At 68.3% G+C, this 13,537-nt stretch carries 14 protein-coding genes and 1 pseudogene; 9 read left to right on the top strand and 6 right to left on the bottom strand.

Annotated features, from left to right (window positions below; translation table 11 throughout):
- Positions 1 to 174 precede the first annotated feature (174 nt).
- Complete coding sequence (locus JK363_RS05760) at positions 175 to 663, top strand: Lrp/AsnC family transcriptional regulator (protein ID WP_201872080.1); 489 nt, start codon at positions 175 to 177, stop codon at positions 661 to 663.
- Between the two features lie 25 nt (positions 664 to 688).
- Here the strand turns inward: JK363_RS05760 and JK363_RS05765 are convergent, their stop codons facing one another.
- Together JK363_RS05765 and JK363_RS05770 are read right to left on the bottom strand one after the other, a co-directional pair.
- Complete coding sequence (locus JK363_RS05765; protein ID WP_201872082.1) at positions 689 to 1,291, bottom strand: TetR/AcrR family transcriptional regulator; 603 nt, start codon at positions 1,289 to 1,291, stop codon at positions 689 to 691.
- A gap of 2 nt (positions 1,292 to 1,293) precedes the next feature.
- Positions 1,294 to 2,808, bottom strand: a complete 1,515-nt coding sequence (locus tag JK363_RS05770; protein ID WP_201872083.1) for a 3-hydroxyacyl-CoA dehydrogenase — start codon at positions 2,806 to 2,808, stop codon at positions 1,294 to 1,296.
- 134 nt (positions 2,809 to 2,942) lie between these two features.
- Here JK363_RS05770 and paaN point away from each other — a divergent pair, with 134 nt between their 5' ends.
- Entirely contained in the window at positions 2,943 to 4,664 is a 1,722-nt protein-coding gene (gene paaN / locus JK363_RS05775) for a phenylacetic acid degradation protein PaaN (protein ID WP_201872088.1), read from the top strand.
- Between the two features lie 24 nt (positions 4,665 to 4,688).
- On the opposite strand, the pseudogene JK363_RS05780 reads toward paaN, so the two are convergent.
- Together JK363_RS05780 and JK363_RS05785 are read right to left on the bottom strand one after the other, a co-directional pair.
- Positions 4,689 to 5,099: pseudogene (locus JK363_RS05780) on the bottom strand (TrmH family RNA methyltransferase); the annotation flags it as partial.
- A gap of 7 nt (positions 5,100 to 5,106) precedes the next feature.
- Positions 5,107 to 5,862 carry a TrmH family RNA methyltransferase gene (locus JK363_RS05785; protein WP_201872566.1) on the bottom strand — a complete coding sequence of 252 codons (756 nt, stop codon included), beginning with the start codon at positions 5,860 to 5,862 and terminating at the stop codon, positions 5,107 to 5,109.
- 285 nt (positions 5,863 to 6,147) lie between these two features.
- Between JK363_RS05785 and JK363_RS05790 the strand changes: the two genes are divergently transcribed.
- Positions 6,148 to 7,068, top strand: coding sequence for an aminoglycoside phosphotransferase family protein (locus JK363_RS05790; RefSeq protein ID WP_201872090.1), 921 nt, complete (start codon positions 6,148 to 6,150; stop codon positions 7,066 to 7,068).
- A gap of 5 nt (positions 7,069 to 7,073) precedes the next feature.
- On the opposite strand, the gene JK363_RS05795 is transcribed toward JK363_RS05790, so the two are convergent.
- Entirely contained in the window at positions 7,074 to 8,447 is a 1,374-nt protein-coding gene (locus JK363_RS05795) for an NsdA family TPR-like regulatory protein (RefSeq protein ID WP_201872093.1), read from the bottom strand.
- 605 nt (positions 8,448 to 9,052) lie between these two features.
- On the opposite strand from JK363_RS05795, the gene JK363_RS05800 reads away from it, so the two are divergent.
- The 3 genes from JK363_RS05800 (at position 9,053) to JK363_RS05810 (ending at position 10,053) form a co-directional block, all read left to right on the top strand.
- Positions 9,053 to 9,289 (top strand): hypothetical protein, encoded by a 237-nt coding sequence (locus JK363_RS05800; RefSeq protein WP_307821624.1) that lies wholly within the window; start codon positions 9,053 to 9,055, stop codon positions 9,287 to 9,289.
- A complete protein-coding gene (locus JK363_RS05805) occupies positions 9,286 to 9,561 on the top strand; it encodes a hypothetical protein (protein ID WP_307821625.1) in 276 nt (91 codons plus the stop codon). Before JK363_RS05800 ends, JK363_RS05805 begins: the two co-directional genes overlap by 4 nt.
- A 201-nt stretch (positions 9,562 to 9,762) precedes the next feature.
- On the top strand, positions 9,763 to 10,053 hold the full coding sequence (locus tag JK363_RS05810) for a hypothetical protein (RefSeq protein ID WP_201872096.1): 291 nt from the start codon (positions 9,763 to 9,765) through the stop codon (positions 10,051 to 10,053).
- A 428-nt stretch (positions 10,054 to 10,481) separates the two neighbouring features.
- Here JK363_RS05810 and JK363_RS05815 read toward each other — a convergent pair whose 3' ends face one another.
- Entirely contained in the window at positions 10,482 to 11,255 is a 774-nt protein-coding gene (locus JK363_RS05815) for a GntR family transcriptional regulator (protein ID WP_201872099.1), read from the bottom strand.
- 175 nt (positions 11,256 to 11,430) lie between these two features.
- Between JK363_RS05815 and JK363_RS05820 the strand changes: the two genes are divergently transcribed.
- From JK363_RS05820 to JK363_RS05830, 3 genes are read left to right on the top strand one after another with little or no spacing between them, the layout of a single operon-like run.
- Positions 11,431 to 11,787 (top strand): SCO3933 family regulatory protein, encoded by a 357-nt coding sequence (locus JK363_RS05820; RefSeq protein WP_201872101.1) that lies wholly within the window; start codon positions 11,431 to 11,433, stop codon positions 11,785 to 11,787.
- Positions 11,784 to 13,097, top strand: a complete 1,314-nt coding sequence (locus JK363_RS05825; RefSeq protein ID WP_201872103.1) for an FtsK/SpoIIIE domain-containing protein — start codon at positions 11,784 to 11,786, stop codon at positions 13,095 to 13,097. The genes JK363_RS05820 and JK363_RS05825 overlap by 4 nt, the downstream gene beginning before the upstream one ends.
- Entirely contained in the window at positions 13,094 to 13,291 is a 198-nt protein-coding gene (locus tag JK363_RS05830; RefSeq protein WP_201872104.1) for a hypothetical protein, read from the top strand. Before JK363_RS05825 ends, JK363_RS05830 begins: the two co-directional genes overlap by 4 nt.
- Positions 13,292 to 13,537: the final 246 nt, after the last annotated feature.

Genomic DNA, 13,537 nt, shown 5'->3' on the forward strand with positions numbered 1-13,537 from the left:
TGGAAGACAGGCGGGCGGACAGCTGGAACGTGAGGCAGGCCACAGCGGCACCCCTCCCTACCGATTGTTCGGTCGCCGACGCATTTTGGCTACAGGCGACCCCAGCCTGTGGACAAACGGTTCCGCACCCCTTGAGATGAAGACAGGATGTCCATGAAGGGGAGGCGGGGCGGTATGCGGGACGAACAGATGGCTCATTCGGACGGCAAACCGCCCGCACGGCCACTGGACTCCATCGACCGCGACATCATCCGTCTCCTCCGGGCGGACGGCCGGGCCTCGATACGCTCCGTGGCCGATCAGGTACATGTGTCGCGGGCGAATGCCTACGCCCGGATCAACCGTCTGATCGACGACGGGGTGATCCGCGGCTTCAGCGCCCGGGTGGACCAGGAGCGGGCCGGGCAGGGCGCGTCCGCCTACATCACGCTGAAGATCGTCCAGAACTCCTGGCGCACGGTGCGCGAGCAGCTCAGGGAGCTTCCGGGAGCGGCCCATATCGCCCTGGTCAGCGGGGATTTCGATGTGCTGCTGCTGGTCCACACCCCGGACAACCGCTCGCTGCGCGAGCTGGTCCTCACCCGGATCCAGGCGATACCGGAGGTGCTGAGCACCCGGACACTGCTGGTGTTCGAGGAGACGGACCTGGATTCCGAGCCGTGACCCGCGCCCGCGCGGGGCGAGGCGGCTAGCGCCCCTCGCCCTGGGTGCGCAGCCCCGCGAAAGCGGTGCGGACCACGGCGTCGGCGACCTCGTCGGAGGTCGCGGCGCCGCCGCGGCCCGGCCGGTACCACTCGACAATCGAGTTGATCATGCCGAAGAGCAGCCGGGTGGCCAGCCGCGCGTCCACATCCGCCCGCAGGTCCCTCTCGGCCGCGGCCTGCTTGAGCAGCTCGGCGACCTGGTGGTCGAATTCGCGGCGGCGTTCCATGGCCCAGCGCTCGGTGTCGGTGTTGCCCCGGACGCGCAGCAGCAGCGTCACATACGGCAGCTCGGCCATCAGCACCTCGGTGGTGCGCCGGGCCACGTGCTCCAGTCGCTCCACCGCGCGGCCCTCACGGGCGCCCGGCTCCTGGAGGATGCCGAACAGGCCGTCCAGCGCACGGCTTATAGCCAGCCGGAGCAGCTCCTCCTTGCCCTTGACGTGGTGGTAGATCGACGACTTGGAGATTCCGGCGGCACGGGACAGATGCTCCATGGAGGTGCCGTCGTAGCCGCGCTCGTTGAACACCTCGACGGCAACCGCGAGCAGCGATTCGGGCGTGTAGGTGTCGCGCTTGGCCATGGTCATGATTAGAGCAGCTTTTCCTGAGCGGCGGCACGCCGGATCAGCGCCTGGGAGGGCGCATAGCGGCCGGTGGGGAAGGAGTGGTGGAGGTTGCGCAGAGTGTCGCGCACCCAGAGGGCGCCGAGGTCGTCGCCCCACTGGAGCGGGCCGCGCGGGTAGTTGACACCGGACCGCATGGCGGTGTCGATGTCCTCCGGGCTCGCCACCTCGCGGGCGACGGCGTCCAGGGCGAAGTCCACGAGCATCGCGACGGTGCGGGCCACGATCATGCCGGGGACGTCCCGGACGACGCTGACCTCCTTGCCGAGCGCCTGGAACAGCCCGATCGCCGTCCGTACGGACTCCGGGGAGGCGGCCTCCGACGGAGCGAGGGCGATCCGTGAGGCGGTGCGGTAGTCCAGGGCGAGGTCGAAGCGGATGCAGGCGGCGGGGTCGGTGGTGGCGGGCGAGCCGTCGGTCAGCGACAGGCGGGTGCCGTCGGGCAGGGCGAGATGGCCCCCGGTGGGCTCGCGGGTGACGGTGATCCCGGCTTCCTCGATGAGCCCGACGAGGGCGGCGGCCGGCCCCAGATCCCCGTGCAGGGCGACCTTCTCGGGGGCCTCGCAGGGTTCGGCGGTGTGCGGGGCGGGGCGCTGGGCGCCCTCGGCGTAGTCGAACCAGCCGTGGCCGGACTTGCGTCCGTGGCGCCCGGCGTCCACGAGCTGCCGCTGCGCGAGGGAGGGGGTGAATTTCGGATCGTGGAAGAAGGCTTCCCAGACCGAGCGGGTGACGGCCTCGTTGACGTCCTGGCCGATCAGATCGGTCAGCTCGAAGGGGCCCATCCGGAAGCCGCCGGACTCACGCAGCACGGCGTCGATGGTGGTGGGGTCGGCGGCGCGCTCCTCATGGGCCCGGAAGGCTTCGGCGTAGAAGGGGCGGGCGAGCCGGTTGACGATGAAGCCGGGGGTGTCGGCGCAGCGCACCGGGGTCTTGCCCCAGGCCGCGACGGTGTCGTACGCGCGGTCGGCGGCGGCCCGGTCCGTGGCGGCGCCGCGGACGACCTCGACCAGCGGCAGCAGCGGGGCGGGGTTGAAGAAGTGCAGGCCGACGAGGCGACCGGGCAGGCGCAGGGCGCCTGCGACGGCCGTGACGGAGAGCGAGGAGGTGTTGGTGGCCAGCAGACAGCGGTCGGAGACAACGGACTCCAGCGCGGTGAACAGCTGCTGTTTGGTGCCCAGTTCCTCGAGGATCGCCTCGATGGCCAGATCCGCGTCGGCCAGCTCCTCGATCGCGGCCACGGCGGTGAGGCGGCCGAGTGCCGCGTCACGGTCGGCCGCGGGGAGGCGGCCCTTGTCGACCAGTCGGCCGAGCCGGGCGGCGATGGCCTCCACGGCCTGGCCGGCCCGGCCCGGTGCGGTGTCGTAGAGCCGTACGGGATGCCCGGCGACCAGCGCCACCTGGGCGATTCCCTGGCCCATGGTGCCGGTGCCGATGACGGCGACGGTGCTGGTATGCGCCGGTCCCCGGTCGATCGCAGTCATGCCGCTGATCCTCTCGGACGAAGTTATCCACAGGTTCGCCAGGCCCTCTTGTCCCGACCGATCGTTCGGTTAATCTAACTCTGTCGACCATCCCAGCCCAGCTCAATCCCAGCTCGACGAGGAGTTGGTCAGTCGTGACCACCGGACTCACCACAGCGCAGTTGACCGAGATGCACCGCCCCACCCTCGACCAGGCACTGGAGGCGATCCGTACCCGCGCGTACTGGTCCCCGCACCCCGAGCACCCGAAGGCTTACGGCCCGGAAGGCAAGACGGCCCGCCCGAGCCTGGGCATCCCCGAGGGCCTCGCCGCGTTCGAAGCCCTGCGCGGCGCCCGCTTCGACCTGGACCAGCCGGGCACCGACGGCTGGACGGGCTCCGAGGTCTCGCCGTACGGCGTGGAGATGGGCATGGAGTATCCGCACCCGGATATCGATGTACTCCTCCCGGCGATGAAGGCGGGGATGCCCGCCTGGCGGGACGCCGGTCCGGAGGCACGCGCCCTGGTGTGCCTGGAGATCCTGGCCCGGATCAGCGCCCGCTCCCATGAGTTCGCCCAGGCCGTGATGCACACCAGTGGCCAGGCGTACATGATGGCGTTCCAGGCGGGCGGCCCCCACGCCCAGGACCGCGGTCTGGAGGCGGTGGCCTATGCCTTCGCCGAGCAGGTGCGCACCCCGGAGGCGGCGGACTGGTCCAAGCCGCAGGGCAAGCGCGACCCGCTGCGGCTGAACAAGACGTTCACCGCCGTCCCACGCGGTATCGCGCTGCTGATCGGCTGCAACACCTTCCCCACCTGGAATGGCTACCCCGGGCTCTTCGCGTCGCTGGCCACCGGCAATCCGGTGCTGGTCAAGCCGCATCCGCAGGCCGTGCTGCCGCTGGCGCTGACCGTCCGGACGGCGCGCGAGGTGCTGCGCGAGGCGGGCTTCGACCCCAATCTGGTGGCGCTGGCCGCCGAGCGGCCGGACGAGGGCATCGCCAAGGTCCTGGCGGTGCGCCCCGAGATCCGCGTGATCGACTACACGGGCTCCACCGCCTTCGGTGACTGGCTGGAGACCCACGCCCGCCAGGCCCAGGTCTTCACCGAGAAGGCCGGGGTCAACACGGTCGTCATCGACTCCACCGACGGCTATCAAGGCATGCTGGCCAATCTGGCGTTCTCGCTGTCCCTCTACAGCGGCCAGATGTGCACCACCCCGCAGAATCTGCTCATCCCCCGGGAGGGCATCACCACCGACGCCGGGCCCAAGTCGTACGACGAGGTGGTGGCCGATCTCGGAGCGGCGGTCGAGGGGCTGCTGGGCGATGACGCCCGGGCGAGCGCGCTGCTGGGCGCGATCGTGGGTCCCCGGGTGCAGGAGCGGCTGGAGGCCGCGACGGGTCTCGGCGGTGTCGCCCTCGCCTCGCGGGCGGTGACCCACCCCGAGTTCCCGGACGCCACGGTCCGCACACCGCTGATGGTGAAGGCGGACGGGGCCCGGAAGTTCTGGGAGGGGGCAGACGGGGACGCGCCGTATCTGAGCGAGTGCTTCGGCCCGGTGTTCTTCGCCGTCGCGGTCGACTCCACGGCGGACGCGGTCGCCCTGCTGCGGCGGACCACCCGGGACAAGGGCGCGATGACCGTCGGCGCGTACACCACCTCACCGGAGGTGGAGCGGCTGGTCGAGGAGGCATGTCTGGAGGAGTGCGCCCAGCTGTCGCTGAATCTGACCGGCGGGGTCTATGTGAACCAGACCGCGGCCTTCTCCGACTTCCACGGCTCCGGCGGCAATCCGTCGGCCAATGCCACGCTGTGCGACAGCGCCTTTGTGGCGAGCCGCTTCCGGATGATCGAGGTGCGGCGCCAGGCGTAGCGCCGGCCGGGTCCGCGCGGCGGCTCAGCCGGCCGCCGCGTGGATCCGCACCCAGCTGTGCATCGCGATGGCCGCCGCCGCGCCCGCGTTGATCGAGCGGGTGGAGCCGAACTGCGCGATCGAGCACACCAGGGCCGCGTGGCGGCGGGCCTCCTCCGTCAGTCCCGGCCCCTCCTGGCCGAAGAGCAGCACACAGCGGCGCGGCAGTTCGGTGGTCTCCAGCGGCACCGCCCCGGGGAGGTTGTCGATCCCGATCACCGGAAGCCCCTCGGCGGCCGCCCAGGCGGTGAGCTCGGCGGTGTCCGGGTGATGGCGGACATGCTGATAGCGGTCGGTGACCATGGCCCCGCGCCGGTTCCAGCGGCGCCGCCCCACGATATGGATCTCCTTCGCCAGGAACGCGTTGGCCGTGCGCACTACGCTCCCGATGTTGAAGTATCGGCTACATAACGCTTCTGGAGGATCGGGCGTCGTCCTGACCGCTCCGGGCTGGGGGCGGCGGGCCTCCCCAGTGGAAAAGAGCCATGGCCACGCTCGTGGCGAGGTTGTAGCTGGACACCTGAGGCCGCATGGGGAGTGCCACTAGCTTGGTCGCCCGGTCTCGGACCTCAGGCGAGATGCCGTGTCGCTCAGAGCCGAACGCCAGCAGCGCGTCATCCGGGAGCACTACGGACCTGATGTCCTCTCCCTCCGGGTCAAGCGCATACAGGGGGCCTGGTGGCAGGTCTCCGAGTGGAAGCCGTTCCACTGCGGTCGCGTAGTGAAGGCCCGCACCCGCCCGGACCACGCTGGGGTGCCATGGGTCCATGTCACCAGTAGTGACCACCCCTGTAGCCCCGAAACCGGCGGCAAGACGGACCACAGCGCCGACATTTCCCAGGTTGCGTGGGTTGTCCAGGACGACGACCGGCGCCGACCGCGGAAGCCTCGACAGGTGGTCCAGGTTCGCATGGCGGCTGGGCCTGACAGCCAGGGCAGCGACCTGCGTGGGGTGCACCCTGGGAACGAGATCTCGGAAAATCTGCGCTGGTACCTCGGTCACGAGATCGCTGATCCGGACCCTAAGGTCATCGGCCAGTTCGTCTGCCAGTGCCAAAGCGGAGCCCTTGTCACTGGAGATCGCGACACGGACATCTGCCCCGAAGCGAAGCGCGTGCTTCAACGCATGGAATCCGTCCACCAGCACCGCATCCGGCATGGCTTCTCGCCACTGCCGTATGACCCTCGTGACCTCGTCTTCACTCACCCTCCCAGGGTAGAGAAAAGCGGCGGTCCGCCATCACAGGTCGCCATCGCCCCGTTCACGTGGCCCCTGCTCTCTGCTGAGAGCGGGGGCGACGTGCTGTATGTGGGCTGATCGTCATGCCCCGTCACGTCTTCGTTCCCGCGGTGTGGGTACCGTCGCACTGATGGCTGCCGTGAGTCGCTGACGGCCTTGTAGGTCCCCGGGCTGGGCGGCGTGAGGGAAAGGAGCCGAGGACGCATGCCGTCTGGTGCTGCGCGGGGTTCAGGAGAGGGGTTCTCATCGACAGGCGCTGCGCAGGTGATGGCGACTGCGTGTCGGCGAGTGGGCTTCAACGATGACGGAGCCCAACTGATCCGCTTGGGCGAGAACGCGCTCTTCCGGCTGGCCGCACATCCGGTGGTCGTGCGCATCGCGAGATCAACGGAGTACCTGCCCTCTGCGAAGGGCGAGGTAGAGGTGTCGCGCTGGCTGGCGCGTGAGGGGTTCCCGGTGGTGCGCATCATCGATGATGTGGAGCAGCCGCTGATCATCGACGGCCACCCTGTGACGTTCTGGAACCTGATCGAGGAGGGCGACCGTAAGGCAACCTACGGGGAGTTGGGATCGGTCCTGCGTGATCTCCACTCGCTGAGTCTGCCGGACGGCTTGAGCCTGCCGCCGTTTCCCGTCTTGGACCGCACCGATCGGCGCATCGAGGCGGCGACCGCGATACCGGATGACGATCGCGAATTTCTGAGCAAGCGGGGCCAGGAGTTGGGCGACCGGATCGCGGGCCTCCACTTCGACTCGGAGAAGGGCCCTGTCCATGGGGACGCGCATGTTCAGAACCTCATGGTGGACCGGAAGGGCCGCGTAATCCTCATCGACCTTGAGCGGTTCAGCTTCGATCACCCCGAGTGGGACCTGATGGTCACCGCGACTGAGCATCACAGTCTGGGGTGGCAAACACGTGAGCAATATGCGGACTTCGTTGGTTCGTACGGTAGGGATCTGCGTGATTGGTCTGGCTTCTCTACCTTGCGGGCTGTTCAGGAATTCAACATGACCACGTGGCTCATGCAGAACGTATCCGAAAGCGCCGAAGTAGCCGAGGAATACGCTCGTCGCATCGCTTCCCTGCGAGATGATGAAATGCCACGTAATTGGAGTCCGGGCTGAGACGCCTAGCTGCCGCCCATGTATGCCATGGCCTCACGTACCTGCTCGTTGAACTGCTGCACGGCGAGGTTTCCGGTATTGGTGGCCACAGTCCGTTGGAAGTCGGTGATGTATCGCTGAAAGCGCGCGGACTGAAGGGCGTCTCCGCCGTCAAGGGCGAGACTTGCTGTAGCGATGGCCGCTTCCAGCTCACCATTTAGCAGCTGACTCTGCGCCAGCACCATGCGGCAGAAACCGAGCGTGCGAGCATATTTAGGGTCCGTGAGGGCTACGGCGCGCTCTGCGAACTGCACGGCCTCACGGCCTTGCCCGAGGTCGCGGAAGCAGTGGCAGAACTCGCCTACTAGCTCTGCCTCGTCCATGTAGGAAAGCCACTCCGGGTCACTTCCGGTGTCAGCGAGGTCGAAGAAGCGCTCCGCCTCGTTCATCGCTCGCGCCGCTCCCTTCCGATCCTGCGCCGTAGAGAGGGCTCGGGCTTCGTGTGCCGCGAAGAGAGCCATCCCGCGCGGCGTGGAGTGGGTTCGGCCGCCCTCGACGGCCGCTCGGGCGAGACGTACCGCACGTGACGCCTGACCCAAGTAATTGGCCTGGTGGCTCATATTGGCAAGGATGCGTGCGCCCATCATTCGGTCGTCGACGACCTGAGTCAGGCGTAGAGTCGACATGAGGTAACGACCTGCGAGCGTATGGTTCCCACTGTCGTACGCAGTCCACGCAAGGAGTTGCGAAATCTCCGTCGCAGCTTCGAAGAGGGCCTTGCCTACCTTCGGGCTGTAGCTTCCTCCCAGGAGTGGGAGGACTTCCTCACGGAAGTAGTGGCGGAATGCTTTGTGTGCGTGTCCGCCGCCGAACTGGAAATCAAGCTGCATGAAGTATCCGGCCGCAGTACGGATGGCCGCGATGTCCCTCATGCCCACTCGGCGTGACGCGGTGGAGTCGCTACTTAGTCCGTCGGGTCGTGAAACGAGCCATGTGAGAGCGGCGTGATCAAAGTCAGGTTCGGACAAGAGGAGTTCGCCAGTAGACGTGTCTTCTGGCCGCATCCGTGCAAGGTCGTCAAGGACGCTCAGCGCTTCGGGCAGCGATTCCGCATAGCTTGCGTTGGGCGTTGTGGAGACGACCGGTGTGGCGGCGGAGAATCCGATTTCAGTTGGTGTGACTCTCCGCTGTAGTTTCTCGCTCAAAGCCTCGGCCACGAACAGGGCAGTCTGGGGCTGAATTCCACCGCCATCGAGCCACCGCTGCACGGACACATGCGTTGTGCCCCGCTGCTCACCATGTCGCGCTGCAACTTCACAGACGCGGCGGGCTAAGCCTTTGTTGGAGGCCCCGGCTTCCTTCATCAGGGCGGCCAACTGGCGATTCGGCTCTCTGGTCACCCTTGCCGTCACTCCCAACATCACGTCAGGTGCTCATCCTGTCAGAGCAGTTCACTGCCTGGGGGGTTCATGGTGAACCCCCCAGCCTCTGGGCGTGAACCCTCTGTGTGCATATGAACCCCCGGCTGAACGCTGCCGCCGTGCCCAAGACAGCCGTTGACTGTCGAGAACGAAAGACCCCGGCAGTGCGTGCGGGACCCCGGGGCGTGGCCAACCTGAGGAAAGCAGGTCGACGTGCGGAACTGTTGGGGAAGGATCTTCGAACTGCTGGGGAGAGCCGTGCGGCCTGGCCCGGGGCGTGCTCGCACCACCGTGACGCATTTTCCGAGCTGCCATGACGCTCCAACTCTCCAGCTGCCGCGTGTATTCGCGGTGCCGGGTCAGCCGGTGTTGCGGGGTGAGGACGTGGGCCTTGTCCGGCCGTATGTCGTGGCGCATGAGCGTCAGCAGGAGCAGCGTCGGAAGATTCGCGCTCGGGCGGAGTCTGCGTGTGCTCCGCACGGGGTGGTGGTGGCCAGGTGAGTGCACAACCGCGTCTGCTCCCTTGGTCGGGGCCTACTGGCAATCCGTGCTACCTGGTGTCCCGTACGGACGGCGAGGGGTTCATGTCGCAGCTTGCGGACGACATGGAAGCGGTGCAGCTCCGCATGGGCTCTCAACTCCTTGATCACGCTGGCGCAATGCTCGGTAATCCGAAGGCAGAGGCCGGAGAACTGCGCTTCCTCTCCAACCGTCTGGTTGAGGCACTACGTGATGCTCTCCGGGTCGCGGAGAGCCGTGGCAGGCGTCTGCCGGTGTCCGACGACGATGGACCGGCTGAAGCGAGCGAGGTGGACAAGTGAGCCCGGATCGGCGGATCTCGTCCGGGTGGCGGCTCCAGGCCACCCCTGTGGGACTGCGCGTATCCCGTGATCTGGACGGCTGTCTCACGGTGACACTCGGGATCGCCCGGCTGGGCAAGCATGTGGCGCTCGCTCCGCTGGTGCTGTCGGTGGATGAGGCGGAACAGCTCCACGCGGGCCTGTGCTTCGCACTCGCTGCGGAGACTCCGCCGGTGGATGCCCCCGAATGCCGGAATTCGGTCCGCTACCCCGGTGGTCGTCAGCAGTACTGAGACAACTCCGGTCTGGATCACGCGCAACAACCGAAGAAGCAACACCGGACCACCCCTTCCGCCTGGTCAGCTCGGGGTGGTCCGGCTGGGGATCAATGACGAACCCCGGTGCCGATGGTACCGGGGTCGTCGTCGTGTTCTCGTTCGACGCGGCCCGCCACGTTCATTGTCAGATGGCATGTAGTGAAGGGGACTTGACGGATGTGCGGCCCTGGGGGCGACGGGTTCGACAGTGAGGCGGCAGACCTGGACGGGGGGATGTGGGTGCGCGGAGTGGACTACATGAGCGGCTGGCGGGACGCACGGGAGGCGGCTTCCGAGCTGGACGACGCGCTACGGCTCGTCGGAGTGGACACGACCGGGGCGCGGCTTCGGGCCTCTGCCGGAGCAGAGGGAGCGGGGGTGGTGCGGCTGGAGCTGTCGGCGGCGACGGCGCGTGAGATAGCCATGCTGGCGCGGGTGGCGGCGGCGAGGTTGGGCAGAGCGAGTTGAGTGGGGCGGCCGGTGGTGGGCGCGCGGTGCCTGAGTGGTGCGCTGTGGGCACGCCGCCGGCCGTAGAGGCTTTTGGGCGGGAGCTGCCACGGGGCGAGAGAACAGGGGGCCTTACGCTGGCCCGGCGAATCGGGCGGGTCTGTGATCCTGCCCGCGTTTGCGACCGATTGGCCCCCTGTTCTTAGAGGCTCGCCCCGTGGTGGCTGCCTAAAAGCCTCGTAGGCCGTCGGCCACCAGCCACAACGCACCAGCCCCGACGGCGGTCGGCCGTGCCTGCACACTCATGGCGCTGTGGTGTGTGGGCGGTGGGCGCCCAACGGGACCGGCGGCCACGCCGCAGCCCGGCGGGGCGGCCAGACCGCCCGGCGCGCCGCAGGCGCGCCCTTGAGTAAGTGAAGACAGGTTTCGACAGTGCGCCCTGATGGGGCTCAGACGGCGTGGAGCTGGCGGGGGCTGTCGGCGGTGATCCGGTAGGCGAGTTGGGCGCGGTCGGCGCTGGCGCGGAGCTCTTCGAGGATCAGCGGGCGGTCGTCGTTGCCGAGGGTGACGCGGGCGGTGAGCATGATCGGAGTGGCGTCGGGGACCTGGAGCGTGGCGCGCTCGTCGGGTAGCGGCATGCGGGCACTCACGGTCTCCTGCCAGGTCAGCTTGTGCCCGGCGGCGGTAAGGACCGCATAGATCTCTTCCGGCTCAGTGTCCGGCGCTTCGCCTAGCTGCTCGGCTTCGTCGGCGGCGGTGGCGAACGGGATGAGCACGCGATGCGCGGCTCGTGTACCCGTCTCCGGGTCAGTCAGCAGCCGGTCAACGCCGAAGAGCGCTTCTCCCTCGCCGAGTCCGAGCAACGGGCCCGTGGCCGCCGTGGTGCTGGTGCGGTAGATGGCCGGTTCCTCAACCTGCTGCCACGCCTGGTGGCCGGTGCGGAAGGTCTTCCCGCTGCGGGTGATGGTCCGCGCGATGGTGACCGCGGGGGCGGGGAGGGCACGGACGTAGCTGCCCTTGCCGTGGATGACCTCGATAAGCCCCTCGGCGCGGAGTGCGGCGATGGCCTTGCGGACGGTGGGGCGGCTGACCTTGTAGCGCTCGATGAGCTGGGCCTCTGAGGGGAGCGGGGCTCCGGGCTTGTACTCGCCTGCCGCGATGCCGCTGCGGATTTCGGCGGCAACCTGCTGGTACAGCGCTCCGGGTCGCTGGATCTCTCCCATGCCGGGCTCTCCTCGTCACCTGTGGGTCGGCGGTCCTGACGTGACCTGATGTCACTCGTAAGCATAAGTACTTGCCTCCCGTCGTCAAGGCATGCATAGTTGGCAACTCGTAAGCACGAGTGACGTCAGATGACGTCTCGTCTGGCGTCTGGACGGCCAAGGAGGCCAACAACCCATGCAGTCCATCCCTGTGGACACCACCCGGCTCGGCGTACTGCGGTGCGCGGTCGGACCCGAACCGAAGATCGCGGACTTCGAAAGCAAGGAGGTCAAGAAGGACCGGGACGGCAACACCATCTACACCGTCGCCGTGACGGTGCGGCAGGACAGGCGGCGGGTGTCGGTGATCGAAATCGCCGTACCCGGAGAACCCAAGGGAGTCGTGGAGGGCTTGGAGGTGCGTGTGACGGGCCTTGAGGCGTTCGCCTGGGCCATGGGCGACCGGCATGGCGTCAGCTTCCGAGCCGCTGCCATCACGCCCGTACCGGCTCCGGCCGCGTCGGCGACGGCGGGTAAGGGCGGTGGCGCATGACCGGGCCACTGCTGATCGCTGCCGTGCTGCTGGTGGTGAGCTGGACCGTGGCCACCGCCATGCATCTGCAAGAGCGTCGGCCGGACTGGCACTGGTACCTGACCGGCTACCCCCGCACCGCACTGCGCGTGGTGTTCACCTGGCGCAAGGTCGCTCACCTCAACGACCTCACGGTCTCCCACAAGCCCAATCGGCTCCTGTTGGGAGACCTGGCGGTCAAGGGCGAACCCCTGCGCACCAAGGCACCGCGCTGCTCCTTCCCCCGCCCCACCCCCAATGGGCTGTCGCTGCGGGTGCGGCTGCACGCGGGGCAGACTCCAGCCCCGTTCCTGACGGCGGCTGATGCGTTAGCGCACGCCTGGCGCATGCACGCGGTGCGGGTCGTCTCGCCCGAACGGGGCGTCGTGGTGATCACGGCGACGGCCAGTGATCCGCTGGCCCATCCCGACCGGCCCATGGGGGAGGTGTCGGCGTCGCTGCTGTCAGCGGTGCTCGGCGCGTTGGAGACCGGGGGCGCGTGGGTGATGGACTTCCGGCGCGTGCCCCACTGGCTGATCGTCGGCGCGACGCGTTCGGGGAAGTCCACGCTGATCGCGCGGGTGATCACCGAGCTTGCCCCGCAGCCGGTTGCCCTGGTCGGGATCGACTGCAAGGGCGGCATGGAACTGGGCCTGTTCGAACAGCGGCTGTCGGTGCTGGCCACCTGCCGCCGGGAGGCCACCGCGGTTCTCGGGGCCCTGGTGGTGGACATGCAGGACCGCATGCGCACCTGCCGTGCGGCCGGAGCCCGGTCGATATGGGACCTGCCGGAGAAGGAACGCCCGGTCCCCGTGGTGGTGATCGTCGATGAGCTGGCGGAGCTGTACCTGACCAACGGCAGCAAGGAACAGCGAGCCGAGGCCGAACAGTGCTCGACCTACCTCCTGCGCCTGGCGCAGCTCGGTGCGGCGCTGGGGGTGCATCTGCTGGTGGCCGGACAGCGGGTCGGCTCCGACCTCGGACCCGGGGTGACCGCGCTTCGGGCCCAGTTGGGCGGCCGGATCTGCCACCGCGTCAACGACCCTGCCACAGCCGAGATGGCCTTGGGTGACCTCAACAAGGATGCCGTGGCGGTCGCGCAGTCGATCACCGAGGCCGAACAGGGCGTCGCCGTGACCACGGGCGAACTCGGCGGCTGGATGCGCGGGCGCTCCCAGCTGACCACGCCTGCGCAGGCTCAGGTGACAGCGGCTGAGTACGCGGGGATGGCGCCTCGCCTGCCCGGGGTCGTCCGCGCGCTGGAGGACCTGGAAGGGGGTGGACGCGCATGAGCGAGGAAGCGGCTCTCCCGCTGGTGCTGCTCTTCGGGCTCGCCACCGTGCTCCTGGTCCGCTCCGGTGAAGTGCGCTGGTGGATAGCAGTGGTGATCGGCCTGTTCGGCATGTACCTGGGCCAAACCCCCGTCATCTTCACCGCCGACGGCCTCGTGAACTGGCTCCTCTCCGGCTTCACCCACAGCAGCTAGACCCCCTGGGGAGGCCCCACCCATGCCCATGCGCCGTGTCCGCTGCCCCATCTGCAAGGGCGAGCGATACCCCATCTCCCGCACCGGCCACCGGCGGCGCTGCCGCTGCTGCCGGGGCACCGGAACCATCCGCTAGCCACCCAACCAGTTCGAACCACTGGAGTGATCGCCATGGACGACACCCACCCAACCCCAACCCACCGTGCCGCTTCGGCGGCCCACCCCGGGAGGTCCCCACCATCACCG

The sequence above is a fragment of the Streptomyces coffeae genome, from assembly GCF_016741875.1.
Taxonomy (GTDB): domain Bacteria; phylum Actinomycetota; class Actinomycetes; order Streptomycetales; family Streptomycetaceae; genus Streptomyces; species Streptomyces coffeae.